The organism is Enterobacter asburiae, assembly GCF_024599655.1.
GTDB classification, from domain to species: domain Bacteria; phylum Pseudomonadota; class Gammaproteobacteria; order Enterobacterales; family Enterobacteriaceae; genus Enterobacter; species Enterobacter asburiae_D.
The window spans coordinates 4,411,353-4,436,918 of the sequence record NZ_CP102247.1 but is presented as its reverse complement, the minus strand read 5'-3'; the positions used below and the strand labels follow the sequence as shown (position 1 = coordinate 4,436,918).

Annotated in this window: 28 protein-coding genes; 17 read left to right on the top strand and 11 right to left on the bottom strand. The window is 56.2% G+C overall.

Going from position 1 to position 25,566, the window contains the following annotated elements; genetic code table 11:
- Positions 1-65 precede the first annotated feature (65 nt).
- Positions 66-797, top strand: a complete 732-nt coding sequence (gene rlmB, locus NQ230_RS21080; RefSeq protein WP_023334255.1) for a 23S rRNA (guanosine(2251)-2'-O)-methyltransferase RlmB — start codon at positions 66-68, stop codon at positions 795-797.
- Positions 798-888: 91 nt separating this feature from the next.
- Here the strand turns inward: rlmB and NQ230_RS21075 are convergent, their stop codons facing one another.
- Complete coding sequence (locus NQ230_RS21075; RefSeq protein WP_257259006.1) at positions 889-2,163, bottom strand: MFS transporter; 1,275 nt, start codon at positions 2,161-2,163, stop codon at positions 889-891.
- A gap of 193 nt (positions 2,164-2,356) precedes the next feature.
- Here NQ230_RS21075 and NQ230_RS21070 point away from each other — a divergent pair, with 193 nt between their 5' ends.
- The gene (locus NQ230_RS21070; protein WP_257259004.1) at positions 2,357-3,979 is read left to right on the top strand and encodes an isovaleryl-CoA dehydrogenase; all 1,623 of its coding nucleotides are present in this window, start codon (positions 2,357-2,359) and stop codon (positions 3,977-3,979) included.
- Here NQ230_RS21070 and NQ230_RS21065 read toward each other — a convergent pair.
- The 3 genes from NQ230_RS21065 to bsmA form a co-directional block, all read right to left on the bottom strand.
- Entirely contained in the window at positions 3,976-5,907 is a 1,932-nt protein-coding gene (locus tag NQ230_RS21065) for a methyl-accepting chemotaxis protein (protein ID WP_159515376.1), read from the bottom strand. The two genes, NQ230_RS21070 and NQ230_RS21065, sit on opposite strands and share 4 nt — an antisense overlap.
- 172 nt (positions 5,908-6,079) lie before the next feature.
- Positions 6,080-6,367, bottom strand: a complete 288-nt coding sequence (yjfN, locus tag NQ230_RS21060) for a DUF1471 family protease activator YjfN (protein WP_032665074.1) — start codon at positions 6,365-6,367, stop codon at positions 6,080-6,082.
- Between the two features lie 136 nt (positions 6,368-6,503).
- Positions 6,504-6,833: a biofilm peroxide resistance protein BsmA gene (gene bsmA, locus NQ230_RS21055; RefSeq protein ID WP_257258999.1), complete on the bottom strand. Its 330-nt coding sequence runs from the start codon at positions 6,831-6,833 to the stop codon at positions 6,504-6,506.
- 137 nt (positions 6,834-6,970) lie between these two features.
- Between bsmA and yjfP the strand changes: the two genes are divergently transcribed.
- Complete coding sequence (yjfP, locus tag NQ230_RS21050) at positions 6,971-7,693, top strand: esterase (protein WP_257258997.1); 723 nt, start codon at positions 6,971-6,973, stop codon at positions 7,691-7,693.
- Here yjfP and ulaR read toward each other — a convergent pair.
- Both ulaR and ulaG read right to left on the bottom strand, forming a co-directional pair.
- The gene (gene ulaR / locus NQ230_RS21045) at positions 7,690-8,445 is read right to left on the bottom strand and encodes an HTH-type transcriptional regulator UlaR (RefSeq protein ID WP_045907973.1); all 756 of its coding nucleotides are present in this window, start codon (positions 8,443-8,445) and stop codon (positions 7,690-7,692) included. The genes yjfP and ulaR overlap by 4 nt on opposite strands.
- Positions 8,446-8,555: 110 nt before the next feature.
- Positions 8,556-9,620: an L-ascorbate 6-phosphate lactonase gene (gene ulaG / locus NQ230_RS21040; protein ID WP_010427455.1), complete on the bottom strand. Its 1,065-nt coding sequence runs from the start codon at positions 9,618-9,620 to the stop codon at positions 8,556-8,558.
- 358 nt (positions 9,621-9,978) lie between these two features.
- On the opposite strand from ulaG, the gene ulaA reads away from it, so the two are divergent.
- From ulaA to NQ230_RS21010, 6 genes are read left to right on the top strand one after another with little or no spacing between them, the layout of a single operon-like run.
- On the top strand, positions 9,979-11,379 hold the full coding sequence (gene ulaA / locus NQ230_RS21035; protein WP_257258991.1) for a PTS ascorbate transporter subunit IIC: 1,401 nt from the start codon (positions 9,979-9,981) through the stop codon (positions 11,377-11,379).
- A gap of 12 nt (positions 11,380-11,391) precedes the next feature.
- On the top strand, positions 11,392-11,697 hold the full coding sequence (gene ulaB, locus NQ230_RS21030) for a PTS ascorbate transporter subunit IIB (RefSeq protein ID WP_003856022.1): 306 nt from the start codon (positions 11,392-11,394) through the stop codon (positions 11,695-11,697).
- 9 nt (positions 11,698-11,706) lie between these two features.
- Entirely contained in the window at positions 11,707-12,174 is a 468-nt protein-coding gene (gene ulaC / locus NQ230_RS21025) for a PTS ascorbate transporter subunit IIA (protein WP_257258989.1), read from the top strand.
- A 12-nt stretch (positions 12,175-12,186) separates the two neighbouring features.
- A complete protein-coding gene (gene ulaD, locus NQ230_RS21020) occupies positions 12,187-12,837 on the top strand; it encodes a 3-keto-L-gulonate-6-phosphate decarboxylase UlaD (protein WP_063144079.1) in 651 nt (216 codons plus the stop codon).
- 9 nt (positions 12,838-12,846) lie between these two features.
- Complete coding sequence (locus NQ230_RS21015) at positions 12,847-13,707, top strand: L-ribulose-5-phosphate 3-epimerase (RefSeq protein WP_159515378.1); 861 nt, start codon at positions 12,847-12,849, stop codon at positions 13,705-13,707.
- Complete coding sequence (locus tag NQ230_RS21010; protein WP_257258985.1) at positions 13,700-14,386, top strand: L-ribulose-5-phosphate 4-epimerase; 687 nt, start codon at positions 13,700-13,702, stop codon at positions 14,384-14,386. Before NQ230_RS21015 ends, NQ230_RS21010 begins: the two co-directional genes overlap by 8 nt.
- 141 nt (positions 14,387-14,527) lie before the next feature.
- Here NQ230_RS21010 and yjfY read toward each other — a convergent pair whose 3' ends face one another.
- Positions 14,528-14,803, bottom strand: a complete 276-nt coding sequence (gene yjfY / locus NQ230_RS21005) for a DUF1471 family protein YjfY (protein ID WP_159515380.1) — start codon at positions 14,801-14,803, stop codon at positions 14,528-14,530.
- A 341-nt stretch (positions 14,804-15,144) separates the two neighbouring features.
- Here yjfY and rpsF point away from each other — a divergent pair, with 341 nt between their 5' ends.
- The 5 genes from rpsF (at position 15,145) to NQ230_RS20980 (ending at position 17,666) form a co-directional block, all read left to right on the top strand.
- Entirely contained in the window at positions 15,145-15,540 is a 396-nt protein-coding gene (gene rpsF / locus NQ230_RS21000; RefSeq protein ID WP_080328808.1) for a 30S ribosomal protein S6, read from the top strand.
- A 6-nt stretch (positions 15,541-15,546) separates the two neighbouring features.
- Positions 15,547-15,861, top strand: a complete 315-nt coding sequence (gene priB / locus NQ230_RS20995; protein ID WP_008502895.1) for a primosomal replication protein N — start codon at positions 15,547-15,549, stop codon at positions 15,859-15,861.
- A gap of 4 nt (positions 15,862-15,865) precedes the next feature.
- Complete coding sequence (rpsR, locus tag NQ230_RS20990) at positions 15,866-16,093, top strand: 30S ribosomal protein S18 (RefSeq protein WP_000135199.1); 228 nt, start codon at positions 15,866-15,868, stop codon at positions 16,091-16,093.
- 41 nt (positions 16,094-16,134) lie between these two features.
- Positions 16,135-16,584 (top strand): 50S ribosomal protein L9, encoded by a 450-nt coding sequence (gene rplI, locus NQ230_RS20985; RefSeq protein ID WP_023310148.1) that lies wholly within the window; start codon positions 16,135-16,137, stop codon positions 16,582-16,584.
- Positions 16,585-16,736: 152 nt separating this feature from the next.
- The gene (locus tag NQ230_RS20980; protein WP_257258979.1) at positions 16,737-17,666 is read left to right on the top strand and encodes a DMT family transporter; all 930 of its coding nucleotides are present in this window, start codon (positions 16,737-16,739) and stop codon (positions 17,664-17,666) included.
- Positions 17,667-17,711: 45 nt separating this feature from the next.
- Here NQ230_RS20980 and NQ230_RS20975 read toward each other — a convergent pair whose 3' ends face one another.
- Positions 17,712-18,356 (bottom strand): OapA family protein, encoded by a 645-nt coding sequence (locus tag NQ230_RS20975; protein WP_213329034.1) that lies wholly within the window; start codon positions 18,354-18,356, stop codon positions 17,712-17,714.
- A gap of 233 nt (positions 18,357-18,589) precedes the next feature.
- On the opposite strand from NQ230_RS20975, the gene bamJ reads away from it, so the two are divergent.
- A complete protein-coding gene (gene bamJ / locus NQ230_RS20970; RefSeq protein WP_008502892.1) occupies positions 18,590-19,210 on the top strand; it encodes a BamJ family beta-barrel-assembly machinery protein in 621 nt (206 codons plus the stop codon).
- Positions 19,211-19,521: 311 nt separating this feature from the next.
- Positions 19,522-20,931: a D-serine/D-alanine/glycine transporter gene (gene cycA / locus NQ230_RS20965; protein WP_024907315.1), complete on the top strand. Its 1,410-nt coding sequence runs from the start codon at positions 19,522-19,524 to the stop codon at positions 20,929-20,931.
- Between the two features lie 96 nt (positions 20,932-21,027).
- Here the strand turns inward: cycA and ytfE are convergent, their stop codons facing one another.
- Positions 21,028-21,690 carry an iron-sulfur cluster repair protein YtfE gene (gene ytfE / locus NQ230_RS20960; protein WP_257258976.1) on the bottom strand — a complete coding sequence of 221 codons (663 nt, stop codon included), beginning with the start codon at positions 21,688-21,690 and terminating at the stop codon, positions 21,028-21,030.
- A gap of 243 nt (positions 21,691-21,933) precedes the next feature.
- Here ytfE and NQ230_RS20955 point away from each other — a divergent pair, with 243 nt between their 5' ends.
- The gene (locus NQ230_RS20955) at positions 21,934-23,583 is read left to right on the top strand and encodes a methyl-accepting chemotaxis protein (RefSeq protein WP_121424858.1); all 1,650 of its coding nucleotides are present in this window, start codon (positions 21,934-21,936) and stop codon (positions 23,581-23,583) included.
- A gap of 87 nt (positions 23,584-23,670) precedes the next feature.
- On the opposite strand, the gene NQ230_RS20950 is transcribed toward NQ230_RS20955, so the two are convergent.
- The gene (locus NQ230_RS20950) at positions 23,671-24,636 is read right to left on the bottom strand and encodes a DMT family transporter (RefSeq protein WP_257258975.1); all 966 of its coding nucleotides are present in this window, start codon (positions 24,634-24,636) and stop codon (positions 23,671-23,673) included.
- A 75-nt stretch (positions 24,637-24,711) separates the two neighbouring features.
- Positions 24,712-25,536, bottom strand: a complete 825-nt coding sequence (locus tag NQ230_RS20945; RefSeq protein ID WP_219324319.1) for an AraC family transcriptional regulator — start codon at positions 25,534-25,536, stop codon at positions 24,712-24,714.
- Positions 25,537-25,566: the final 30 nt, after the last annotated feature.

Below are 25,566 nucleotides of genomic sequence, written 5' to 3'. Positions count from 1 at the left end.
TTCTCCCCTCACCCTGACCCTCTCCCCAACGGGGGGAGGGGAAATACTTATTACGAGAACCATCAATGAGTGAAATGATTTACGGCATCCACGCGGTGCAGGCCCTTCTCGAGCGCGCACCGGAGCGTTTTCAGGAAGTGTTTATTCTGAAAGGGCGTGAAGATAAGCGTCTGATGCCGCTGATCCACGCGCTGGAAGCACAGGGCGTGGTGATCCAGCTGGCGAACCGCCAGTTCCTGGATGAGAAAAGCGAAGGCGCGGTTCACCAGGGGATCATTGCCCGCGTGAAGCCGGGTCGTCAGTATCAGGAAAACGATCTGCCGGATCTGATTGCCGAGCTGGATAACCCGTTCTTCCTGATCCTCGATGGCGTAACCGATCCGCACAACCTCGGCGCGTGCCTGCGCAGCGCCGATGCGGCGGGCGTGCACGCGGTGATCGTGCCGAAAGATCGCTCCGCGCAGCTGAACGCGACGGCGAAGAAAGTGGCCTGCGGCGCGGCGGAAAACGTTCCGCTGATCCGCGTGACCAACCTGGCGCGCACCATGCGTCTGCTGCAGGAAGAGAACATCTGGATCGTCGGTACAGCCGGTGAAGCGGATCATACTCTGTACCAGAGCAAAATGACCGGCCGTCTGGCGCTGGTGATGGGTGCGGAAGGCGAAGGCATGCGTCGTCTGACCCGCGAGCACTGCGACGAGCTGATCAGCATCCCGATGGCAGGCAGCGTGTCGTCCCTGAACGTTTCCGTTGCGACGGGCATCTGCCTGTTTGAAGCGGTGCGCCAGCGCGGGTAGCCTGTTGTGCCGGGTGGCGGCTTCGCCTTACCCGGCCTACAAAGGCACGGTACCGTAGGCCCGGTAAGCGCAGCGCCACCGGGCATTAACCTCACTCCTCTAACGACCGCAAATGGTCATCCTTCCTCAGCGTCATCAGCGCGAAAATACTCACTACCGCCGTCGCCATCACGTAATACGCCGGAATATCCAGGTTGCCCGTCTGCTTAATCAGCCCGGTAATGATTAACCCTGCACATCCCGAGAAAATCGCGTTCGACAAAGAGTAGGCCAGCCCCAGCCCCGTATAGCGCACGCGCGTCGGGAACATCTCAGATAGCATTGCCGGGCCTGGCCCCGCCAGCATGCCCACCAGACCGCCTGCAATCAATACCACACCAGCCTTAACCACCAGCGTACTCGACTCAGCCTGAAGGATTTTCAGCAGCGGCAGGGCGAGGATCAGCAGCAGCGCGGTGGCGATAATCATCACCGTGCGGCGCCCGATCCGGTCGCTCAGGATCCCCGACGGAATGATGGTGAGTGCAAAACCAATATTCGAAATCACCGCTATCAGCAGCGCCTGGTTAAACCCGGTGTGCAGCGCCGACTGCAGATAGGTTGGCATAATCACCAGATAGGTATACCCCGCCGCAGACCAGACCATGACGCGCCCAATCCCCATCACGATGGCCCGGAGCGTGGCGGCAGTATCCGCCTGAGCGACAGCCGGTTTATCCTGCTGCTGCACAAAGCTGGGCGTCTCCTCCATGCTGACGCGAAGCCACAGCGCAACGACGCCCATGGGCAGCGCCAGGAAGAAAGGAATGCGCCAGCCCCAGTCGTGCAGGGCTTCAGGCGTGAGGAGGGCGGAGAGCAGCGCCACGATGCCTGCGCCCGCTAACAGCCCCAGCGCCACGGTAAAGGACTGCCACGCGCCATAGAGCCCACGCTTGCCGCGCGGGGCGAACTCCGTCATCAGCGAGACCGCACCGCCGTACTCGCCGCCCGCGAACAGCCCCTGCAGGATGCGCAGCAGCGTAATAATGAGCGGCGCGGCAATCCCGATGCTGGCATAGACCGGCACAACGCCGATGGCGGCGGTAGCGAGCGTCATCAATACCAACACAATGATTAGCGTCGGCTTACGGCCAATCCGGTCGCCGATGCGGCCAAACACCACCGCACCCAGCGGGCGGAAGAAGAAGGCGATGGCAAACGAGGCGTAGGTGAGGATCAGGCTGGTAAGCCCCGCTTCTCCTTCAAGCTGGAAGAAGTTTTTCGCAATCACGGTCGCCAGAAAACCGTAGACCGCAAACTCATACCACTCGATAAAGTTACCAATGGAGCCTGCAATTAATGCTCGCTTGTGCGCATCCGGTTGCATAACGATCCTCACTGAAAAGGGTAAGAATAAATTATTCAACAAAAGCGAAGTGATGAAATAGTTTATTCTTATGTTCTGTGAGCTATTTCACGAATGATATCAGCGGGATCGTGAACGTGTGACTCCCCTCCCATGCAGCGCGCGCGCGGTCTGTCCATACTTATCGTCATTGCCACTGAAGGAGGGAGACAGCATGCACTGGCAGACCCATACCGTTTTCAATCAACCTGCACCGCTTTCCAACAGCAACCTTTTCCTCTCGGACTGCGCCCTGCGCGATGCGGTCGCGCGTGAAGGGGCCGAGTGGGATATCGAACTCCTCGCCAGCATTGGTCAGCAGCTGGGTACGGCGGAGTCGCTGGAGCTGGGCAGGCTGGCAAACGTTAATCCTCCGGAGCTACTCCGTTATGACGCCGCCGGGGAGCGGCTGGACGACGTGCGCTTTCACCCGGCGTGGCACCTGCTGATGCAGGGACTCTGTGCCAACCGCGTGCATAACCTGGCGTGGGAAGAGGAGGCACGTAAAGGGTCGTTTGTCGCTCGGGCCGCACGCTTTGTGCTGCATGCTCAGGTGGAGGCGGGTACGCTGTGCCCGGTCACCATGACGTTCGCCGCCACGCCGCTGCTGCAGCAGGCACTCCCCAAAGCATTTCACGACTGGCTGACGCCGCTGCTCAGCGATCGCTACGATCCGCATCTGGCCCCTGGTGCGCAAAAGCGCGGCCTGCTGATCGGCATGGGAATGACGGAAAAGCAGGGCGGCTCAGACGTGCTCAGCAACACCACCAAAGCGGAAAAATGCAGCGACGGCAGCTACCGGCTGGTGGGGCATAAATGGTTTTTCTCCGTCCCGCAAAGCGATGCGCACCTGGTGCTGGCCCAGGCGAAAGGCGGGCTATCCTGCTTTTTTGTGCCGCGCTTTTTGCCTGACGGACAGCGCAACGCCGTCCGGCTGGAGCGCCTCAAGGACAAGCTCGGGAACCGCTCCAACGCCAGCAGCGAGGTGGAGTTTCTTGATGCCTCCGGCTGGCTGCTGGGGGAAGAGGGCGAAGGGGTACGGCAGATCCTCAAAATGGGCGGCCTGACGCGCTTTGACTGCGCGCTGGGCAGCCACGGACTGATGCGTCGGGCGCTCTCGGTGGCGCTGTACCATGCCCATCAGCGGCAAACCTTCGGCAAAAACCTCATCGATCAGCCGCTAATGCGTGAGGTGCTAAGCCGGATGGCGCTGGTGCTGGAGGGGCACACGGCGCTGCTGTTCCGCCTGGCCCGGGCGTGGGACAAGCGTGCCGATCCGCAAGAGGCCGCCTGGGCGCGGCTGTTTACCCCGGCGGCGAAATTTAGCGTCTGTAAAGCGGGCATCCCGTTTGTCGCTGAGGCGATGGAGGTGCTGGGTGGGATCGGATATTGCGAAGAGAGCGAACTTCCCCGCCTGTATCGCGAGATGCCGGTCAACAGCATCTGGGAAGGATCGGGAAATATTATGTGCCTGGACGTTCTGCGCGTGCTGGCGAAGCAGCCCGGTATTCACGATCTGCTTGCCGACGAGTTTGCGCAGGTAAAAGGGCAGGACAGACACTTCGACCGCAGCTGGCGACAGCTTCAGCAAAAACTGCGTAAGCCGCAGGAGGCGCAGGGGAGGGAGATCGCGCAGCAGCTTTTCCTGCTCGGCACCGGGAGCCAGATGCTGCGGCACGCATCGCCCCCGGTGGCGCAGGCGTGGTGCCGCATGATGCTGGACACCCGTGGCGGTACGCTGATGAGCGAGCAGGTGCAAAGTGATCTGCTGCTGCGCGCCACGGGCAGAGTCGGCTAGCCTTTTAGCTGGAACAGACTCACCAGTTGAGCCAGGTGTGAACCCTTCTCGCGCAGCGTTTGAGCCGTTTGCTCGCTGCGTGAGATGCGATCGGCATTGATATGTGACGCTTCGCCAATATGGGTCATGGCGAGGTTCACCTGGCCGATCCCGGCGGACTGCTCGCGTGAGGCATGGTTAATCTCGGTGACCAGCTGGCTGATGTTATCGATATGAATGATGATGTCATCCATCGCCAGGCGCGTCTGTTCAGACAGCGCATGACCCTCACTCACTTTTCTGAGCGTATCGCCAATCAGCTGTTCAATCTCCTTCACCGCGTTAGCGCTGCGTCCCGCCAGCGCGCGAACTTCCTGGGCGACTACCGCAAATCCTTTACCGTGCTCGCCCGCGCGAGCCGCTTCCACTGCCGCATTCAGCGCCAGAATATTGGTCTGGAAAGCAATGGACTCGATCACGCGGGTGATGTCTTCGATGCGTTTTGACGCTTCGCGAATGTCGTCCATGGTTGACACCGCGTGGGTGACCGTCTCACCGCCCTGATGAACCGCGAGCGAGGTTTCACCCACCAACTGCTGCGTTTGCTCCATATTGGCGGCATTTTGCTGCACGGTGGCGGCCAGCTGCTCCATGCTGGCAGACGTCTCTTCAACGCTGCTGGCCTGCTTGTTGATCTGCTCTGAAATCTCGCCAGTGTCGGCGGCCAGCGCGTTGGTGCCTGAATGGATCTCGCCTGCGGCCTCACGGACCTGCAGCACAATTTTTTGCAGGCCGCCGCCGATGCCGTTGATAGCATCGATCAGCTGGCCGACTTCGTCCTGGCGCGTCACGGGCAGGCTGGAACGGAGATCCCCTGCGGCATATTGCCGGGCAAGGTGGATCACATTGCGCAGCGGCCGGGTTAGCACGCGGCGAATCAGGACCACGAACAGGCCAGCAAAAAGGATGGATAAGACCACGCCGGCCAGCAGGAAACGATCGCGCATGGCGGTGACGCTTGAGAGCAGCACCGATTTATCCACTTCACCCACGATAGTCCAGTTCCAGCCCGGCAGCGGGGTATAGGCCATTTTCAGCGTGCGGCCGTCGTCGCTTACGCGCTCCAGCGTGCCGGGTTTATCACTCAGAAGCTGCTGCTGCGTCGCGCCGTCCCACTTCGGCAGTTTTCCCTCTTCGCTGGCGTGGAACAGGTATTGCCCGCGCGTTTTTCCGTTGCTGCGATCCAGCACGAAGAAGTGACCGCTCTCGCCCAGCCGGCGGTTGAGGATTTTCTCACGCATGACGTTCCAGGAGTGGGTGATGTCCACCCCGACAAAGACGATCGCAATGACCTGTCCTTCGGCGTTTTTAACCGGCTGGTACTGGGTGATGTAGCGTTTGCCAAACAGCAGCGCCAGGCCGCGGTAGACTTCACCTTTGCTGACGGCGGCAAAGGCCGGGCTGGCGTTATCCAGAACGGTACCCATCGCGCGATCGCCGTTCTCTTTGCGCAGGGAAGTGGCTACGCGAACAAAGTCGTTACCGCTGCGAACAAACAGCGTCGAAATGGCTCCCGTACGGTTCAGGAACTCGTCCGAAAGCGTGTTGTTTTCATGCAGCCCGGTTTCTCCGCCTTTCAGAAGCGGAACGCTGAGCCCGTTGATCGTCTGGGGTTGGGAAGTATCAATGTTCAGGGGCTGCGGTAAAAAGGTGGTGAACAGACGGGTATAGCTCTCAACCTCTTCACTCAGGCTGGTATTAAACATCTGCACCATGTCGACCATGCCGGTGGACTGATTATGCAGATCTTCTACCGCAAGGGCTTCAAGCTGCTGGCTGGCTTTTTGGCTGAGCAGAAAAGTGAAAAGCAGAAACAGCGTGGCGACACTGACGCCCGTAAGCAGTGACAGCTTCGCACCCAGGCCTGCGCGGCGAAAAACGTTGATCATAAATTGCTCATCATTGAAAAGGTATGGTTCTTCAACGGCAGAGCGGGGATTACGTTTACTGAATTAATGTAACAAAATGTTATTTTATTGTTCTTGATTGGTTTTATATAAGATAAAAAATTTGCAAAAACGAAAAGCCACTAAAAATAAGTGGCTTTTATCAGAAGGGAGATTACACGTAGAGAATGGCCTGTACCCGCCAGCGATCGATATGGTTATCTTCCTGCATCTGGATGATGCGATACCATGAAGCACCCTGCTCATCGGCCTTTAATGCCACGACACGTTCAACGTCTTGCGGGCTCCCCGAGATATTATTCACGGAGATCTGGCCAATTTCATTCAGGCCAGTCACACAATCAGCACTGGCGAATTCTGCTGACTGCGCGGTGGTGCTCAGCAGGCCTGCTGAGAGCAACAGTGAGGTCAAAGCAAGAGTTCGTTTCATCGTCAGCTCCATTTCACATATATCCGGTATCCGCCGGGCAATCCTTCGCGAATAAACTCCCTTCCATTGATGCGGGCGTGGAGTTTATTGTGGACAGGAAAATGTCTATGGACGCAAAGCAGTGTAAATCTCGTTCAAAGGAAAACCATTATTTACGGTACAAAATGGCCTGTGAATACCACTGTCCCGTTATGATGGTTTCGTCGATCATAATGATGACGTAATAATCTGCTTTGGCGACGACGGCCTGTGCTTTTATTGCCGATTCTGCGTCATCCGGAGAGCCGCGAACCAGCGCGGAGATGGTGCCCATTCGTTGTAATCCTTCCGTCTGATTACGACGAATCTCCTGTGGATGATCGGCGACCGGTGGAGCGGGTTGCGGCGTTCCCTGCAGCGCGCTACAGCCACTCAGCAGAAACACCAGCAATAAAGCAGCAAACCTGCGCATAACCATATCTCGTTTCCTGATAGCCATAGTGTAGTTGTCTGTGAATTTAGTTTTGGGGGAATGTTCCCGAAGTGTTATCTGGGACGTATATTTCGAATGAAAATGACGTGAAAGCGTAACCCAGTTCTCAACATTATGAATCATACATTCGCACAGGGTCGACAATGATTGAAATTGAAATACGCCACCTCGGCGACCATGAAATTTTACACGCGATGCCAGCGGGTAAACGTGATAAACCGCTGCCTGTTGTGGTTTTTTATCACGGGTTTACCTCATCGAAGCTGGTTTACAGTTATTTTGCGGTAGCGCTGGCGCAGGCGGGTTTCCGCGTGGTGATGCCAGATGCACCAGACCACGGCGCACGCTTTATGGGCAATGAGCAGGCGCGGCTGGGGCAGTTCTGGCAGATCCTGCACGGGAGCCTGACCGAGTTTGCCGGGCTGCGCGATGCGCTTTATGAGGCAAGGCTGGTGGCCGACAATCGTCTGGCTGTCGCCGGGGCATCAATGGGCGGTATGACGGCGCTGGGGATTATGACGCATCATCCTGAAGTGACGTCTGTCGCCTGTCTGATGGGCTCGGGCTACTTTACTTCGCTGGCGAAGACGCTTTTTCCCCCTCAGGATTTAACGGAAATGACCGCGACGCTGGCAGAGTGGGAAGTGACCCGGGCTTTGCCGCGCGTGGCCGATCGCCCGCTGCTGCTGTGGCACGGTGACGCGGATGATGTGGTCCCGCCCGAGGGAACCTTCCGTCTTCAGCAGGCGTTAATGAATGAAGGGCTGGACGGTAATCTGACTTGTCTGTGGGAACCGGGCGTACGCCACCGCATCACGCCGACGGCGCTGGACGCCACGGTGGCGTTTTTCCGCCAGCATCTTTAGACGCGCAGGACTTTCACCCCCTGATCTTCCAGCTTCTGGAGGATCTCAGGGTTGGCGCCTTTGCCGGTGATCACCATGTCGATCTGTTCGGCACGGCTGAATAACATCCCCGCGCGCTCGCCCACTTTGCTGCTGTCGACCAGCACAACGAGCTTGCCCACAACGTTAAGCATGTTTTGCTCCGCCATCGCGGTCAGCATATCGGTTTTATACAGGCCATCCGCCGTCAGGCCTTTGCCGCTGGTAAACATCCAGTGCCCGGCATAGAGACTGTTTTCGCTGTCCTGAGGACTAAGGGTGATGGACTGGCTTTTGTTGTACTGGCCGCCCATGATCACCACGCTCTCATGCTCCTGATCGATGAGATAGTTGGCGAGCGGCAAGTAGTTGGTGATGATTTGCACCGGCTTGCCGCACATTTCACGACCCAGCAGAAACGCCGTGGAGCCGCAGTTGATGACCACGCTCTCGCCGGGATTCACCAGCTGCGACGCGGCTCTGGCGATCCGTACTTTTTCATCATGATTTTGCGCCTGATGAATATTCATCGGCGTCCAGCGGGGGCGCTGCTGGCTGATGGCTTCCGCGCCGTTGCGGACCTTTTTCAGCTTGCCGCTTTCATCCAGCTTGTTAATGTCTCGCCGCGCCGTTGCCGGGGAGATCCCTAAACGTTCGATCACTTTCTCGACGGTGATAAACCCTGTTTGCGCCAGGAGTTCCAGGAGAATTTGATGCCGTTGCGCTTCCGTCATGAGCTATTCCGATAAGAATTGATTTGAAAAGATGATATTTGAAATAGCGTGAAATTACTAAAAGAAATATGACATCGCCAGACATCACGTCTGGCGATTTGGCTGCGCTATCAGAGGAAGGACTTGAACGGCAGGTCTGGCTCAATGGTGAAGCAATCATCGAAACCACGTGGGTAGTGATATTCCAGATTATCTTTGTCCAGTGGCCAGGTGAACTTGCCGCCGACCTGCCAGATGAACGGCTTGAAGCCATACTTCAGGCGGTCTTTTTTCATTTCCCACAGCACGCGGATTTCCTGCGGATCGGCCTGGAAGTTTGACCAGATATCGTGGTGGAACGGAATAACCACTTTGGTATTCAGCGCTTCCGCCATGCGCAGCATATCGGCGCTGGTCATTTTGTCGGTAATGCCGCGCGGGTTTTCGCCGTAGGAGCCCAGCGCCACGTCAATCTGATGCTCGTTACCGTGCTTCGCGTAATAGTTGGAGTAGTGAGAGTCGCCGCTGTGGTACAGGGAACCGCCAGGGGTTTTAAACAGGTAGTTGACCGCACGCTCATCCATTCCGTCCGGCAGCACGCCAGCGGCTTTCTGGTCGGCTGGCAGGGTAATCAATGCGGTACGGTCAAAGGCATCCAGCGCATGGATTTCAATATCTTTGATTTTCACGACGTCGCCAGGCTTCATCACGATGCAGCGCTCTTTCGGCACGCCCCAACCAATCCAGAGATCCACGCAGGTCTGTGGCCCGATGAACGGCACGTCGTCCGCGCAGTTTTGCATTACCGCTGCCGCCACGTTCACGTCGATATGATCGTTGTGATCGTGAGTAGAAAGGACGGCGTCGATCTGGCGAATGGCAAACGGATCAAGCACAAACGGTGTGGTACGCAGGTTCGGCTGCAGTTTTTCTACGCCCGCCATGCGCTGCATCTGATGGCCTTTTTTCATCAGCGGGTTGCCGTGGCTCTGCTTGCCGGTGCCGCACCAGAAATCGACGCAGATATTTGCGCCACCCTCTGATTTCAGCCAGATACCGGTACAGCCGAGCCACCACATTGCAAACGTGCCAGGAGCAACCTGTTCCTGCTCGATCTCTTCATTCAGCCAGCTGCCCCACTCCGGGAAGGTGCTCAGAATCCATGACTCACGGGTGATGGTGTTCACTTTACTCATCGTTTTGACTCCTGGTTTAATCAAAAGTAATCACTAAATGATTCGTTGTGATTAATGCTGTCACCATTTGATGCGCTTTGCAATGGCAAAAATGCGGAATTTTATCTGCTCGACTTCACGGACTCTGCACTTATTCCTTGTTAGACTATCCTGTGTAAAAAATTAATTGCATGAATTATAAAGATTAATTTATTTTTCATGTACGGTAGTGAAAATCATTACTAACACCATGGAAATAATTTGCGTGATACGTCACAAATAATCAAATGCAATCTTGTGATGATTATTTGTGATTAATAGAGTGATGGCACCAACCACACAGGGATTGCCCCTCGTGTTCTCATTTCTGGAGAGAGTTATGGAGATCCTCTACAACGTCTTTACCGTGTTCTTTAATCAGGTAATGACCAACGCCCCGCTGCTGCTGGGTATCGTGACGTGCCTGGGCTATATCCTGCTGCGCAAAAGCGTCAGCGTGATTATCAAAGGCACCATCAAAACCATTATCGGTTTCATGCTGTTGCAGGCGGGTTCAGGCATTCTGACCAGCACCTTTAAGCCGGTCGTCGCCAAAATGTCTGAGGTATATGGCATCAACGGTGCCATCTCTGACACCTACGCATCCATGATGGCGACCATCGAACGCATGGGGGATGCCTATAGCTGGGTGGGTTATGCGGTTCTGCTCGCGCTGGCGCTCAACATCATTTATGTGCTGCTGCGCCGCATTACCGGCATTCGCACCATCATGCTTACCGGGCACATCATGTTCCAGCAGGCGGGGCTGATCGCGGTTTCTCTCTATATCTTCGGTTACCCAATGTGGACCACGATTATCTGCACCGCGGTGCTGGTTTCGCTCTACTGGGGTATCACCTCCAACATGATGTACAAGCCAACCCAGGAAGTGACCGACGGTTGCGGCTTCTCCATCGGACACCAGCAGCAGTTTGCTTCCTGGATTGCCTATAAAGTTGCGCCGTACCTGGGCAAAAAAGAAGAGAGCGTTGAAGAACTTAAGCTGCCGGGCTGGCTGAATATCTTCCACGACAACATCGTCTCCACCGCGATTGTGATGACCATCTTCTTCGGCGCCATTCTGCTCTCCTTCGGCATTGACGTTGTTCAGGCGATGGCGGGTAAAACGCACTGGACGGTCTATATCCTGCAGACCGGCTTCTCCTTCGCGGTGGCCATTTTCATCATTACTCAGGGCGTGCGTATGTTCGTCGCCGAACTGTCGGAAGCCTTCAACGGTATCTCACAGCGCCTGATCCCCGGTGCGGTGCTGGCAATTGACTGTGCCGCTATCTACAGCTTCGCGCCAAACGCGGTGGTCTGGGGCTTTATGTGGGGCACCATCGGCCAGCTGATTGCGGTGGGCATCCTGGTCGGCTGCGGCTCCTCAATCCTGATTATTCCTGGCTTTATCCCGATGTTCTTCTCCAACGCCACCATCGGCGTCTTCGCTAACCACTTCGGCGGCTGGCGGGCGGCGCTCAAGATCTGCCTGGTCATGGGCATGGTCGAAATCTTCGGTTGCGTGTGGGCGGTCAAGCTCACCGGTATGAGTGCCTGGATGGGCATGGCGGACTGGTCAATTCTGGCCCCGCCGATGATGCAGGGCTTTGCCTCCGTCGGGCTGGTCTTTATGGCCGTCATCATCCTGATTGCTCTGGCTTATATGTTCTTCGCTGGCCGTTCGCTGCGAGCTGAAGAAGATGCGGAAAAACAAACAGCAGAAGTGTCTGCTCATTAAGGAGTTTCGATTATGACCGTACGTATCCTGGCTGTGTGTGGCAATGGGCAAGGCAGCTCCATGATCATGAAGATGAAAGTGGACCAGTTTTTAACCCAGTCAAACATCGACCACACGGTGAACAGCTGCGCGGTGGGTGAATACAAAAGTGAACTGAACGGCGCGGACATCATCATCGCCTCTACCCACATCGCCGGCGAAATTAGCGTGTCGGGCAATAAATATGTGGTGGGCGTGCGCAACATGCTGTCGCCTGCGGATTTCGGACCAAAACTGCTGGAAGTGATCAAAGAGCACTTCCCACAAGACGTGAAGTAAGGACGCCACATGAAACTACGTGATTCGCTGGCAGAGAATAACTCCATTCTTTTACAGGCTGAGGCCAGCACCTGGCAGGAAGCGGTGAAGCTGAGCGTGGATCTGCTGGTTAAGGCTGACGTTGTCGAGCCGCGTTACTACCAGGCCATTCTTGATGGCGTGGCGCAGCACGGCCCTTACTTTGTGATCGCACCAGGGCTGGCAATGCCGCACGGTCGCCCTGAAGAGGGCGTGAAGAAAACCGGCTTCGCGCTGGTGACGCTGAAAACGCCGCTGGTGTTCAACCACGAAGATAACGACCCGGTCGATATCCTGATCACCATGGCCGCCGTGGATGCCAACACCCACCAGGAGGTGGGCATCATGCAGATCGTCAATCTGTTTGATGATGAAGCCAATTTTGACCGTTTACGCGCCTGCCGTACCGAGCAGGAAGTGCTGGATTTAATTGATAACGCCAATGCGGCGACAGTCTAAGAGGAATTGAACATGTCATTACCTATGTTGCAGGTTGCGCTGGATAACCAAACTCTGTCCCACGCTTACGAAACCACCCGCCTGATCGCGGAAGAAGTGGACATCATCGAAGTGGGTACCATTCTGTGCGTGGGCGAAGGCGTTCGCGCCGTTCGCGACCTGAAGGCGCTCTATCCACATAAAATCGTACTGGCGGATGCCAAGATCGCCGATGCAGGCAAAATCCTTTCCCGCATGTGCTTTGAAGCCAACGCCGACTGGGTCACCGTGATCTGCTGTGCGGATATCAACACCGCCAAAGGCGCGCTGGACGTAGCGAAAGAGTTTAACGGCGACGTGCAGATTGAGCTGACCGGTTTCTGGACCTGGGAGCAGGCGCAGGAGTGGCGCGACGCGGGCATTCAGCAGGTGGTTTATCACCGTAGCCGCGATGCGCAGGCCGCAGGCGTGGCGTGGGGCGACGCGGATATCAGCGCCATCAAACGTCTGGCGGATATGGGCTTCAAAGTCACCGTCACCGGCGGCCTGGCTCTGGAAGATCTGCCGCTGTTCCAGGGCATTCCAATTCACGTCTTTATTGCCGGTCGTAGTATTCGTGATGCGGCGTCTCCGGTGGAAGCGGCGCGTCAGTTCAAACGCTCAATCGCTCAGCTTTGGGGCTAAGGAGCGGGTATGTTGTCAAAACAGGTCCCGCTTGGCATCTATGAAAAGGCACTCCCTGCGGGGGAGTGCTGGTTGGAGCGGCTACAGCTGGCAAAACAGCTGGGTTTCGATTTTGTCGAAATGTCCGTGGATGAGACGGACGAGCGTCTCTCTCGCCTCGACTGGAGCCGCGAACAGCGCCTGGCGCTGGTGAGCGCCGTTGCTGAAACGGGCGTACGCGTGCCGTCCATGTGCCTGAGCGCCCACCGTCGTTTTCCGCTCGGCAGCGAAGACGATGCCGTACGCGCGCAGGGGCTGGAGATCATGCGTAAAGCCATTCGCTTTGCGCAGGATGTCGGTATTCGCGTGATCCAACTGGCGGGTTATGACGTTTACTATCAGGAAGCCAACGATGAAACGCGTCGTCGTTTCCGTGATGGCCTGAAAGAGAGCGTCGAGATGGCAAGCCGCGCGCAGGTCACGCTGGCGATGGAGATCATGGACTACCCGTTGATGAACTCCATCAGCAAGGCTCTGGGCTACGCACACTATCTGAATAACCCGTGGTTCCAGCTTTATCCCGATATCGGCAACCTGTCGGCATGGGATAACGACGTACAGATGGAGCTGCAGGCGGGCGTCGGGCATATCGTGGCGGTACACGTCAAAGATACCCGTCCTGGCGTGTTTAAAAACGTACCGTTCGGCACCGGGGTGGTGGATTTCGAACGGTGCTTCGAGACGCTCAGGCAGACAGGCTATTGCGGGCCTTACCTGATTGAGATGTGGAGCGAGACGTCGGACGACCCGGCTGCGGAAGTGGCGAAGGCGCGGGACTGGGTGCGCGAACGTATGGCGCGGGCAGGGTTGCTGGAGGCTGAACATGCTTAAGCTTAAACAGCAGGTCTTTGAAGCCAACATGGATCTGCCGCGCTATGGTCTGGTCACGTTCACCTGGGGCAACGTGAGCGCTATCGATCGCGAGCAGGAGCTGATCGTGATTAAGCCGAGCGGCGTGGCGTATGACACCATGAAAGCAGAGGATATGGTGGTGGTGGATCTCGACGGAAACGTCGTGGAGGGAAAATGGCGTCCCTCTTCAGATACCGCAACCCATCTGGCGCTGTACCGGCGTTATCCCTCCCTTGGCGGCGTGGTGCATACCCACTCCACGCACGCGACGGCCTGGGCACAGGCGGGGCTGCCCATCCCGGCGCTGGGCACGACCCACGCGGACTACTTCTTTGGCGACATCCCCTGCACGCGCGCATTAACGCAGGCTGAAGTGGAAGGAGAATACGAGCTCAACACCGGTAAGGTCATCATCGAAACGCTGGGTGAAAGCGAACCGCTGCATACGCCGGGTATTGTGGTGTATCAGCACGGTCCGTTCTCCTGGGGAAAAGATGCCCACGACGCCGTCCATAATGCGGTTGTCATGGAGGAGGTGGCGCGTATGGCGTGGATTGCCCGCGGCATCAACCTACAGCTTCAGGGCATTGATGACTACCTGATGAACAAGCATTTCATGCGCAAGCACGGCCCGAATGCCTACTACGGGCAGAAGTGAATAAGCGCTCTGGAATACCGGAAAACAGTTGTAACCGGTGGTATTCCGGAGCCATTCACAAAAAAAAGCCCCCGGGCAGGGGGCAACGTCAACTATGGCTATGTTCTCGTTGTTGGCTTTCCTGGTGCTAGCGTTAAAGCGTTATCGGTAAATATCTGCACTGGCGTGCATATTGCCGTTGCTGCCGGGCTCACGGGTTAACATCACGTGGTAATAGGTTGCGCCCTGCGCATCGGTTTCTTCATTTAGTGCCTGATCTGCTTCACTTTCCGTGGCGAAATTATGATTGATGTAAATGACGCCCAAGCTTTGCACATCATCCATGTTTCTGGCCTGTCGGCCGTCTATCTTGATGGCTGCCATCGCGTTTGCACTGAGCAAAAGCGCCGCCATTATGGCTAATGCGATTTTTTTCATGATATGCGCTCCACGACTACGTGCTGCGAGAGGGGGGATGCTCCTTCTTTAATTCAGGTGATCTCTGATTAAAGTGTAATCACTCATCCGACGGGGATGCGTGACCATTTCTGATGCAGTTGTTCAAAAAAACAGCGCTTCCGGGTGTGACCAATTTTAAATCACCCACTTAGACCCGCTTCGCGCTTTGTGCGAATTATTTGTGCAATCAGCTTGAGTTTCCAGGGGCGCGCAAGTATTATGACGCGTCAATTTTTCAGCCGACCTTTAACACGTTCCTTGCCTCCCCGGGCCTCGGCTGACCCAGACAGGAGGCTGAATAATCCGTAAGGAGCAATTCGATGCGTCATTACGAAATCGTTTTTATGGTCCATCCTGACCAGAGCGAACAGGTTCCGGGTATGATCGAGCGTTACACTGCTGCCATCACTGGTGCAGAAGGTACGATCCACCGTCTGGAAGACTGGGGCCGCCGTCAGCTGGCTTACCCGATCAACAAACTGCACAAAGCACACTACGTTCTGATGAACGTTGAAGCGCCGCAGGAAGTGATCGATGAGCTGGAAACTACCTTCCGCTTCAACGATGCCGTTATCCGCAGCATGGTTATGCGTACCAAAAACGCAGTTACCGAAGCATCTCCGATGGTTAAAGCGAAAGACGAGCGCCGTGAGCGTCGCGATGATTTCGCAAACGAAACCGCAGATGATTCTGATGCTGGGGATTCTGAAGAGTAATTTCTGATGACCAACCGTCTGGCGTTGTCCGGCATCGTATGCAGGGCTCCCCTTCGAAAGGTCAGTCCATCAGGAATTCCGCATTGCCAGTTCGTGCTTGAGCATCGTTCTGTGCAAGAGGAAGCCGGGTTTCACCGGCAGGCGTGGTGCCAAATGCCCGTAATTATTAGCGGACACGAAAACCAGGCCATTACTCACAGTTTAACGGTCGGTAGCGCAGTAATCGTTCAGGGGTTCATCTCTTGCCACAAGGCAAAGAACGGCCTGAGCAAAATGGTTCTGCATGCCGAGCAGATTGATTTGATAGATTCTGGAGACTAGCCATATGGCACGTTATTTCCGTCGTCGCAAGTTCTGCCGTTTCACCGCGGAAGGCGTTCAAGAGATCGACTATAAAGATATCGCAACGCTGAAAAACTACATCACCGAAAGCGGTAAGATTGTCCCAAGCCGTATCACCGGTACTCGTGCAAAATACCAGCGTCAGCTGGCTCGCGCTATCAAACGCGCTCGCTACCTGTCCCTGCTGCCGTACACTGATCGTCATCAGTAATCGGGCACGGTCCATTAATACGACTTTAAGAGGATAAGGTAATGCAAGTTATTCTGCTTGATAAAGTAGCAAACCTGGGCAGCCTGGGTGATCAGGTTAACGTTAAAGCGGGTTACGCACGTAACTTCCTGGTTCCACAGGGTAAAGCTGTTCCAGCTACCAAGAAAAACGTAGAGTTTTTCGAAGCACGTCGCGCTGAACTGGAAGCCAAACTGGCTGACGTTCTGGCGGCTGCTAACGCTCGCGCTGAAGCAATCAACGCACTGGGCACCGTTACCATCGCGTCTAAATCTGGCGACGAAGGTAAACTGTTCGGTTCCATCGGTACCCGCGATATCGCTGATGCAGTTTCTGCAGCAGGCGTTAAAGTGGCTAAGAGCGAAGTTCGTCTGCCGAACGGCGTTCTGCGTACCACTGGTGAGCACGAAGTTGACTTCCAGGTTCACAGCGAAGTGTTCGCTAAACTGGTTGTTAACGTTGTAGCTGAGTAATTTTTTACTCTGCTCACGTTGAAACGCCGGCCTTGTGCCGGCGTTTTGCTTTTCTGGGAGACCAGAATTCATCATTTCTTCTTGTATGGTAGCTATTCCTGTCGCATTCTCTGACAATAAATTGAAACGCAATTTTATTTATGAGATTTGTCATGGATACCGCTCTGCCCACGCCTGTCTTTGCTCGTCGAAATGTGGCCTATGCCTGCGCCACGCTCTGCTGTCTACTCTGGGGTAGCTCCTACCCGGCCATTAAAAGTGGTTATGAGCTTTTCCAGATCGCAACCGATGATATTCCATCGAAAGTGGTGTTTGCCGGATACCGTTTCCTGTTTGCCGGTGTGTTGCTGCTGCTGTTTGCATTGGCTCAGCGAAAACCGATTGGCAGGCTTACGCCCAAGCAGTTTGGCCAGCTCACCATCCTCGGGCTGACCCAGACGACCATTCAGTACACTTTCTTCTATATTGGCCTGGCCTACACGACGGGGGTAAATGGTTCAATCATGAATGCCACTGGAACCTTCTTCAGCGTTCTGTTGGCGCACTTTATCTACCACAACGACAAACTCAGCTATAACAAAACGCTGGGCTGTATTCTCGGGTTTGCCGGGGTAATGCTGGTGAACTTCCACAGTGGGTTAAGCGATTTCCAGTTTGTCTGGAATGGTGACGGGTTTGTGGTGCTGGCTGCTTTTATTCTCTCCGCCGCCACGCTGTACGGAAAACGCATCTCCCAGACCGTCGACCCCACGGTGATGACCGGCTGGCAGCTGGCTATCGGCGGGCTGGTGTTGGTGGGGGGCGGATATGCGACTGGCGGAACGCTGGAAGTGCACAGTATGAAGGCCATCGCCGTGCTGGGATATCTGACGCTGCTCTCATCCGTAGCCTTTGCGCTGTGGAGCATGCTGCTGAAAGTCAACCGAGTCAGTATAATTGCGCCGTTTAACTTCGTTGTGCCAGTGGCAGGCACAGTATTATCCGCCATTTTCCTCGGAGAAAATATTCTGAATATCAAATATGCGGTTGCGCTGGTGCTGGTCTGCTCGGGGATTTGGTGGGTAAACAAGCGGAGTGCCTGAGAACAGTGTGCCGGGTGGCGGCTACGCCTTACCCGGCCTACAGAACTAGCGTGCGCGAATAAAACTGCCGTCGGTCTGACGGGTAAACAGCACCTGCTGACCATTTCCGGTATCGATCGTTAGGCCGGTCACCACGCCGCTGGCGTTCTGGCGGATCTGCACCATCTGCCCATTTTGCAGGTTGCTCAGCGGCTTGCCTGCGCCTTCCACCTTCGCCATGGCATAGACGTCGGTCGGCGGCAGGTTGTGATCCCGGAACAGCTGCGCCAGGGTTTTGCCCGGCTCAACGCGATAGGAACGCCACTGTTGCTCAATGCCGGTGGGCTGTTGCGCCTGAGGCTGAGACGGGGCGGCGGCTTGATCCTGCGGCTGTTCATCCTGAATAGGCTCTGGCTCAACCGGCGCGACCTGACCCGGATCGTTAGACGGGGTGACGAGCTGCGTCTGCATCGGCTGTGCGTCAGGCTGCGGCCGCGTCTGCGACTGAATGTCCAGTTGGGCATTGCGGGTGACGGGTGCGGTATCAACATCATCGCCTCCGGAAGGAAGCAGGAAGCCCACGATCACCATCAGCGCGCCAATGATGATCCCTCTGCGATGCAGAGGAGGCAGCGGGTCCATGATGCGAAAATTGTCCGGCGCCTGCCAGATTTTCGCCAGGGTAGGTTTCAGTTCAAATCGCCCGGGCATGGCACTCCTCCTGCTCCGCGTATTTTTTATCCTGTGTCCCGAAGTATAGTTTGCTAACTGCCTGAACGGCGTAGTAAACCCGACATCCGTGACATCAGTTCGGGATTAATCCTGGTTATCTCTATTGTTTCTGTTTCGTCGCGGTTTGTCACCTTAACTTCAGACAAAGTTTTACCCATAAGGGCATGGCTGATATGCTGCCCGCTACTTTAAATGTGATGGAAGGAAAACCCATGACCACCCCGACTTTTGACACTATCGAAGCGCAGGCAAGTTACGGTATCGGCTTGCAGGTAGGACAGCAGCTGAGCGAATCCGGCCTGGAAGGTCTGTTACCAGAAGCGCTGGTGGCGGGTATCGCTGACGCGCTGGAAGGCAAACAGCCTGCCGTTCCGGTTGACGTCGTGCACCGTGCGCTGCGTGAAATCCACGAACGTGCTGACGCCGTGCGTCGTGCGCGCTTTGAAGAGATGGCCGCCGAAGGTGTGAAATATCTGGAAGAGAACCGCGAGCGTGAAGGCGTGAACAGCACCGAGTCTGGTCTGCAGTTCCGCGTGATCAATCAGGGCGACGGCGCAATCCCGGCACGTACCGACCACGTTCGCGTACACTACACCGGTAAGCTGATTGACGGTACCGTCTTCGACAGCTCCGTGGCGCGCGGCGAACCGGCTGAATTCCCGGTGAATGGCGTTATCGCAGGCTGGATCGAAGCGCTGACCCTGATGCCGGTCGGTTCCAAATGGGAACTGACTATCCCGCATAACCTGGCCTACGGCGAGCGCGGCGCTGGCGCGTCCATCCCGCCATTCAGCACCCTGGTCTTTGAAGTCGAGCTGCTGGAAATTCTGTAATCGAATTTTCTTATTTCCTCTCCCCGGTTGGGGAGAGGAAAATAGTGTAAAAACCTATAGTTACGGTGCTATCAACATTTTATCTTGCAAACGAAACTGTTGCGTGTATTTTTGTGAGCTGTTTCGCGCTGTATGAGTGATATGACACTCACTTTCAACATATTATTAACATAATATCTAAATCATAGTATTCATCCCGCCGATTCTTACCTAATATCGATTAGCCCTTACAAGGGAACGTCATCTTTTGACGTATTTAAAGGCCAGAAGAGCCTTAACAACACAGACAGGCATAAACAGGAAAATATCACATGGTAGATCAGGTCAAAGTCGTCGCCGACGAAGAGGCGTCGTCCGAACAGTCGCTACGGCGCAATCTCACAAACCGTCATATTCAGCTCATTGCGATTGGGGGTGCCATCGGTACCGGGCTGTTTATGGGGTCGGGCAAAACCATCAGTCTCGCCGGACCGTCAATCATATTTGTCTATATGATTATCGGTTTTATGCTGTTCTTCGTGATGCGTGCAATGGGTGAACTGCTGCTCTCGAACCTCGAATACAAATCCTTTAGCGACTTCGCTTCTGACCTGCTCGGGCCGTGGGCGGGCTATTTCACCGGCTGGACCTACTGGTTCTGCTGGGTCGTCACCGGTATGGCGGACGTCGTGGCGATTACCGCCTACGCGCAGTTCTGGTTCCCGGGGCTGTCGGACTGGGTTGCCTCGCTGGCGGTTATTGTTCTGCTGCTGAGCCTTAACCTCGCCACCGTCAAAATGTTCGGTGAGATGGAGTTCTGGTTCGCGATGATCAAAATTGTCGCTATCGTGGGACTGATTGTTGTGGGTCTGGTGATGGTGCTGACGCACTTCCAGTCACCAACCGGCGTTCAGGCGTCGTTTACCCATCTGTGGAATGACGGCGGCTGGTTCCCGAAAGGCATCAGCGGCTTCTTTGCTGGCTTCCAGATCGCGGTATTTGCTTTCGTGGGCATTGAGCTGGTGGGCACCACGGCGGCGGAGACCAAAGATCCCGAGAAGTCTCTCCCGCGCGCCATTAACTCTATTCCGGTTCGTATCATCATGTTCTACGTCTTCGCGCTGGTCATCATTATGTCCGTGACGCCGTGGAGCTCCGTGGTGCCCACCAAGAGCCCGTTTGTTGAGCTGTTCGTGCTGGTAGGCCTGCCTGCTGCCGCGAGCCTGATTAACTTCGTGGTGCTGACCTCTGCTGCCTCGTCAGCCAACAGCGGCGTATTCTCCACCAGCCGTATGCTGTTTGGTCTGGCGCAGGAGGGCGTGGCACCGAGCGCGTTCGCCAAGCTGTCTAAGCGTGCGGTACCGGCAAAAGGGTTGACCTTCTCCTGCATGTGCCTGCTGGGCGGTGTGGTGATGCTCTACGTGAACCCAAGCGTGATTGGCGCGTTCACCATGATTACCACGGTCTCTGCGATCCTGTTTATGTTCGTCTGGACCATCATCCTCTGTTCATACCTGGTGTACCGCAAACAGCGTCCGCACCTGCATGAAAAATCGATCTACAAGATGCCGCTGGGCAAGCTGATGTGCTGGGTGTGCATGGCGTTCTTCGTCTTCGTGCTGGTTCTGCTGACGCTGGAAGATGATACCCGTCAGGCACTCATCGTTACGCCGCTGTGGTTTATCGCGCTGGGGCTGGGCTGGGTGTTTATCGGTAAGAAACGTATGGCAGGCGTAAGGTAAAAGCAAAACGGCAACTTCGGTTGCCGTTTTTAGTTTTTGCACCCTCTCCCTGTGGGAGAGGGCCGGGGTGAGGGCATCAGGCCGCAGCGGCCTTTTTTATTCCCCAGCTAATGCCCGCGGGAACAGAACGTTGTTCTCAAGACTGATGTGTTCCATCAGCTCGTCAATCATTTCGTTAATGCCGTTGTACATCGCTTTCCACGTTGTGCACGCTTCTGGCGGCGGCGTGACGTTGTGGGTGGTGTGTTTGATCACTTCCAGCAGTTCACCCGCGTCATCGTGCTCGCTTTCCATCACGCTGATAGGCCCCATCGCCTGGCTTCCCATTCCCTGTTTAATCATCGGGAAGAGGATCTGCTCTTCTTTCATCATATGGCTGGAAAGCTCTTCGTGCAGCAGGGTCAGGTACTTTGCCAGACCGCGCGGTACGGAAGGTTTATCGGCATGGACGCGCTCGACTTTGGTCGCCTGCAGGATCAGTTCCGGCAGCTGTTCACGGTGACGGTCATGGTATCGCACGATGATATGGTCGATGATTTCAGCAAGCGGGGCGGTTCGCCAGTCCTTGTCGACGGGCTGCTCGGCCAGCAGCGCCAGCTCTGCTTCAATCACCTCAACGTCCAGCTCTTTGCGTGAGGCCGCACGCGCCAGGGTTTGCTTACCGCCGCAGCAGTAATCCATATCGTATTTACGGAACAGCGCAGAAGCGCGAGGAATGGAGAGCGCCAGCTCGCCAAGGGGTTGGTCGCGAAAGGCCATAGCAGTTACCTCGTCATCAATAATATAAGATGCATATTAAATGCATCTTTAAGGCGGCGCTATAACCCTTTAGAGGGAAGGGGGGAATGAGATGCAGATCACAAAAAATACCCCCATTTAACTCTCTGAATGGACTTAGGAAAGTGGTTTAGAAACTTTTTAAAGGTGTAGAAACAGTAAACAACCCGCCGCGACTGCCGATATATCCACGTCAGACAAACCTGCATATAACAAAGGCAACGCATGTTTAAACGTATAAAAGTCATTACCCTTCTGATTTCGGTGCTGCTTGTGCTCGGCATCATGCAAGTGATTTCCGCCGGTATCTTTATCAACGCGCTGAACAACGATAAAGACAACTTCACCGTGTCGCAGCTTTCCAGCCAGAACGTGGCGGAGTTTACCGATGCGTGGATCAGTCTGAACCAGGCACGCGTCACCCTGAACCGCGGGATGTTGCGCCTGCAAAGCAGCATGGCCTCGCAAATTAACGGCGGTCAGCTGAATGAGCTGGTGACGACGGCGAAAAATCTGCTGACTGAAGCGCAGGTCCATTACGATAAATACTATGCCTTGCCGAATACGCCAGGCCTGGACGAGAACCTGGCTAACCGGCTCGAAGAGCAGTACCGCATTTACTCTGCAACGCTGACCCAAATGAACGTTCTGCTGAGCCAGGGCAATCTGGAAGATATGTTCAAGCAGAATGCAGAACAAAAGCAAAACGCGATGCAGACGGTTTATCGTGAATGGCGTGAAGCGCAGGCCGCGCTAACCGATAAAGGCATTCAGGATAATGAAAGTGATTACAAACACATCCTGTGGATCCTCTCTGCGGTCATGCTGCTGGTGATTGTGGTGATTATTTCCAGCTGGGTAGCCATGCGCCGCGTGTTGCTGCTGCCTCTGGAAGAGGTGATTAACCATATTCGCGCCATTGCGGCAGGGGATTTAACCCAGCCCATTCAGGCTGACGGTAAAAATGAGATGGCTATCCTGGCGCGCAACGTTCAGGAGATGCAAACCTCGCTGGCGAACACGGTGGGCGTGGTGCGTGAAGGCGCAGATACGATTTACACCGGTGCAGGCGAAATTTCTGCGGGCAGTAACGATCTCTCTTCCCGTACCGAGCAGCAGGCCGCGTCTCTGGAAGAAACGGCAGCCAGCATGGAACAGCTGACGGCTACCGTGAAGCAGAACGCCGATAACGCGCGTCAGGCGTCCCGCCTGGCGCTGGACGCCTCCTCAACGGCGAAGAAGGGCGGTAACGTGGTGGAAGGCGTGGTGCGTACAATGGACGAAATCGCCACCAGCTCCAGTAAAATCGCGCAAATTACTAACGTGATCGACGGTATTGCCTTCCAGACTAACATTCTGGCGCTGAACGCGGCGGTGGAAGCGGCGCGCGCGGGCGAGCAGGGCCGTGGTTTTGCGGTGGTGGCAGGGGAAGTCCGTACTCTCGCACAGCGCAGCGCCCAGGCGGCGAAAGAGATCAAAGCGCTGATCGATGACTCCGGCGAGCGCGTGAACGCGGGCTCCCAGCTGGTTAACGAAGCCGGGGAGACGATGGCGGAGATCGTTAATGCGGTCACCCGCGTCACCGACATCATGGGCGAAATCGCCTCGGCCTCTGACGAGCAGAGCCGCGGTATCGACCAGGTGGGTCAGGCGGTAGCCGAGATGGACCGCGTGACCCAGCAGAACGCCTCGCTGGTAGAGGAGTCCGCGGCCGCGGCGGCGGCGCTGGAAGATCAGGCTGCACGCCTGAACGAAGCGGTGGCGGTGTTCAAAATCACCCGCAACCAGGCGGTCAAAGCGGCGCCGGTGAAAACCTATGTGCCAAAAGCGCAGCCCGCAGCGGCGGCGTCTGAAGGGAACTGGGAAACGTTTTAACATCATGCCGGGTGGCGCTGGCGCTTACCCGGCCTACGAAACGGCTTCTTGTAGGCCGGGTAAGGCGGAGCCGCCACCCGGCAAAAATCACACCTCCGACGCCGGAACGACCCTCGGTTTTTCCGGCTTCGCTCTTACCGCCATCACCACCCCCACCACCAGCAGCGCGATCCCGCAGGCCGTGAATAACGGCGGCACGCTCTGGCGCATCAGGAAGGTATAAAGCAGTCCGGCCAGGGTTTCGAAGACAATCAGCGGCCCTAAAATCACCGTCGGCAGCTTCTGGCTGGCAATGTTCCAGCACAGCGCGCCCACCCATGAGCACAGCACTGCAATCGCCACCATCAGGCCGATAAACACCCAGGGTCTTGGCCCGAAGGGCTGGGCGAAGTCTGGCTGTTGATGGCCTAACCAGATGCACGCCCCGGCATATCCCACCAGCGAGACGGGCAGCGTGACCAGTGCCTGCGCCGTCGCCCACATCATCGGGTGCTTGTCCGGGTTCTCCCGCAGCCAGCGCGCATTGCGCAAGGCATACCATGCCCAGCACGCCACGGAAATGAACGCCAGCACAATGCCAGAGCCGTAGCGCCACAGGTCAACTTCCGCCTGCCCATGACGCAGCTCGGCAATATTGACGCATACCAGCCCCACGGCGGTGCATACCAGCGCCGGGGTCATTTTTGACCATGCCAGTTTGCCATCGCGGTGGCTGTAGAGCAGGTTCGCAAAGACGGGGATAACAACCGGCAGCGTGCCGATAATCATGGTAGATACCGGCGCACCGGTACGCTGAATGGCACTCGCGAGGCAAACGTAGTAGATAAGATTGCCCATCATGGTCAGCGCCAGCGCGGTACCCCAGTCCTGACGGCTGAGCTGACGCAGGCGCGCGCATCCCAGCCACGCCAGAGGCAGAGCAATCAGCCCGAGCGCCAGATAACGTCCGGTCGACTGCAGTATTGCCGGATACTCGGGTACGATTAATGGGCCGACAAAAATCAGCCCCCACATCATCCCGGCCAGCAGGGCATACAACACACCACTAATCATTTTTCCATCCACAGGTATTTACGCTGTATGCAGTGTAGGAGGGGAAAATGCGCGCGTATTGTATGAGATTGCGCATTAGCGCCGGGTGACCTGCTTCTGGTAGCGCACGGGGGTAATGCCGTAGCGGTGGGTAAACGCGCGGGTTAAATGCGACTGGTCGGTCAGCCCGGTCGCGGCGGCGACCTCTGCCGCAGGCATGCCGTGGGTGAGGAACGCTTTAGCGCGCCAGAGGCGAATGGCCATCAGCATCTGATGCGGCGTAACGTGAAAATGGGCTTTGAACTGGCGCTGGAAATGGTACGGGCTGAGCGATACGACGCTGGCCAGCTCGTCCAGCGTCAGGGCGCGCATATAGTTGTCGTGCAGATACTCGCGCACGCGTTCGAAGCGGTGCGCGCCTTCCAGAACCACCGGCGCGTGATGGGCAAACGGCCGGAAGGTCTCAATCAAATCCAGCAGCAATCCTTTTTGCGCAAGCGGATCGTCCGTGTGCCACAGGCCGTAAATGAGCCTGCCGATTTGCTGCGAGCGCAGCGGGTCATGACGCGTGACATCGCTAAACCACCAGTGCCGGAGGCCGGTCACCTCTTCCAGCAGGTCGGGTTCGATATAGACCATCCGGTAGCGCCAGCCGCCTTCGGTGGCGGATTCTCCGGTATGGATCTCGTCCGGGTTCATGGTGACGACGGATTTTTCCGCCGCGAGATGCTGGGTACCGCGATAGCGAAAGCGTTCGGCACCGGTTTCAATCGTGCCGATCCCGAAGGCTTCATGGGTGTGAGGCTCAAAGGCGTAGTCAGAAATATGCGCGTGATAAAGCTCCAGGCCCGGCAGATGCGCCAGATGGCGAAAGCGCGCGCTGTCTCTTTCATCAGTAAACTGTTCCGGTACGCCTTGCACGGTGAGCCTCCTCGTGGTCATCTTTTCATT

What these genes read in the sequence shown, in the direction of transcription:
- rlmB (WP_023334255.1), top strand. Translation starts at nt 66, where the DNA reads ATGAGTGAAATGATTTACGGCATCCACGCGGTGCAGGCCCTTCTCGAG.
- NQ230_RS21075 (WP_257259006.1), bottom strand. Translation starts at nt 2,163, where the DNA reads ATGCAACCGGATGCGCACAAGCGAGCATTAATTGCAGGCTCCATTGGT.
- NQ230_RS21070 (WP_257259004.1), top strand. Translation starts at nt 2,357, where the DNA reads ATGCACTGGCAGACCCATACCGTTTTCAATCAACCTGCACCGCTTTCC.
- NQ230_RS21065 (WP_159515376.1), bottom strand. Translation starts at nt 5,907, where the DNA reads ATGATCAACGTTTTTCGCCGCGCAGGCCTGGGTGCGAAGCTGTCACTG.
- yjfN (WP_032665074.1), bottom strand. Translation starts at nt 6,367, where the DNA reads ATGGAGCTGACGATGAAACGAACTCTTGCTTTGACCTCACTGTTGCTC.
- bsmA (WP_257258999.1), bottom strand. Translation starts at nt 6,833, where the DNA reads ATGGCTATCAGGAAACGAGATATGGTTATGCGCAGGTTTGCTGCTTTA.
- yjfP (WP_257258997.1), top strand. Translation starts at nt 6,971, where the DNA reads ATGATTGAAATTGAAATACGCCACCTCGGCGACCATGAAATTTTACAC.
- ulaR (WP_045907973.1), bottom strand. Translation starts at nt 8,445, where the DNA reads ATGACGGAAGCGCAACGGCATCAAATTCTCCTGGAACTCCTGGCGCAA.
- ulaG (WP_010427455.1), bottom strand. Translation starts at nt 9,620, where the DNA reads ATGAGTAAAGTGAACACCATCACCCGTGAGTCATGGATTCTGAGCACC.
- ulaA (WP_257258991.1), top strand. Translation starts at nt 9,979, where the DNA reads ATGGAGATCCTCTACAACGTCTTTACCGTGTTCTTTAATCAGGTAATG.
- ulaB (WP_003856022.1), top strand. Translation starts at nt 11,392, where the DNA reads ATGACCGTACGTATCCTGGCTGTGTGTGGCAATGGGCAAGGCAGCTCC.
- ulaC (WP_257258989.1), top strand. Translation starts at nt 11,707, where the DNA reads ATGAAACTACGTGATTCGCTGGCAGAGAATAACTCCATTCTTTTACAG.
- ulaD (WP_063144079.1), top strand. Translation starts at nt 12,187, where the DNA reads ATGTCATTACCTATGTTGCAGGTTGCGCTGGATAACCAAACTCTGTCC.
- NQ230_RS21015 (WP_159515378.1), top strand. Translation starts at nt 12,847, where the DNA reads ATGTTGTCAAAACAGGTCCCGCTTGGCATCTATGAAAAGGCACTCCCT.
- NQ230_RS21010 (WP_257258985.1), top strand. Translation starts at nt 13,700, where the DNA reads ATGCTTAAGCTTAAACAGCAGGTCTTTGAAGCCAACATGGATCTGCCG.
- yjfY (WP_159515380.1), bottom strand. Translation starts at nt 14,803, where the DNA reads ATGAAAAAAATCGCATTAGCCATAATGGCGGCGCTTTTGCTCAGTGCA.
- rpsF (WP_080328808.1), top strand. Translation starts at nt 15,145, where the DNA reads ATGCGTCATTACGAAATCGTTTTTATGGTCCATCCTGACCAGAGCGAA.
- priB (WP_008502895.1), top strand. Translation starts at nt 15,547, where the DNA reads ATGACCAACCGTCTGGCGTTGTCCGGCATCGTATGCAGGGCTCCCCTT.
- rpsR (WP_000135199.1), top strand. Translation starts at nt 15,866, where the DNA reads ATGGCACGTTATTTCCGTCGTCGCAAGTTCTGCCGTTTCACCGCGGAA.
- rplI (WP_023310148.1), top strand. Translation starts at nt 16,135, where the DNA reads ATGCAAGTTATTCTGCTTGATAAAGTAGCAAACCTGGGCAGCCTGGGT.
- NQ230_RS20980 (WP_257258979.1), top strand. Translation starts at nt 16,737, where the DNA reads ATGGATACCGCTCTGCCCACGCCTGTCTTTGCTCGTCGAAATGTGGCC.
- NQ230_RS20975 (WP_213329034.1), bottom strand. Translation starts at nt 18,356, where the DNA reads ATGCCCGGGCGATTTGAACTGAAACCTACCCTGGCGAAAATCTGGCAG.
- bamJ (WP_008502892.1), top strand. Translation starts at nt 18,590, where the DNA reads ATGACCACCCCGACTTTTGACACTATCGAAGCGCAGGCAAGTTACGGT.
- cycA (WP_024907315.1), top strand. Translation starts at nt 19,522, where the DNA reads ATGGTAGATCAGGTCAAAGTCGTCGCCGACGAAGAGGCGTCGTCCGAA.
- ytfE (WP_257258976.1), bottom strand. Translation starts at nt 21,690, where the DNA reads ATGGCCTTTCGCGACCAACCCCTTGGCGAGCTGGCGCTCTCCATTCCT.
- NQ230_RS20955 (WP_121424858.1), top strand. Translation starts at nt 21,934, where the DNA reads ATGTTTAAACGTATAAAAGTCATTACCCTTCTGATTTCGGTGCTGCTT.
- NQ230_RS20950 (WP_257258975.1), bottom strand. Translation starts at nt 24,636, where the DNA reads ATGATTAGTGGTGTGTTGTATGCCCTGCTGGCCGGGATGATGTGGGGG.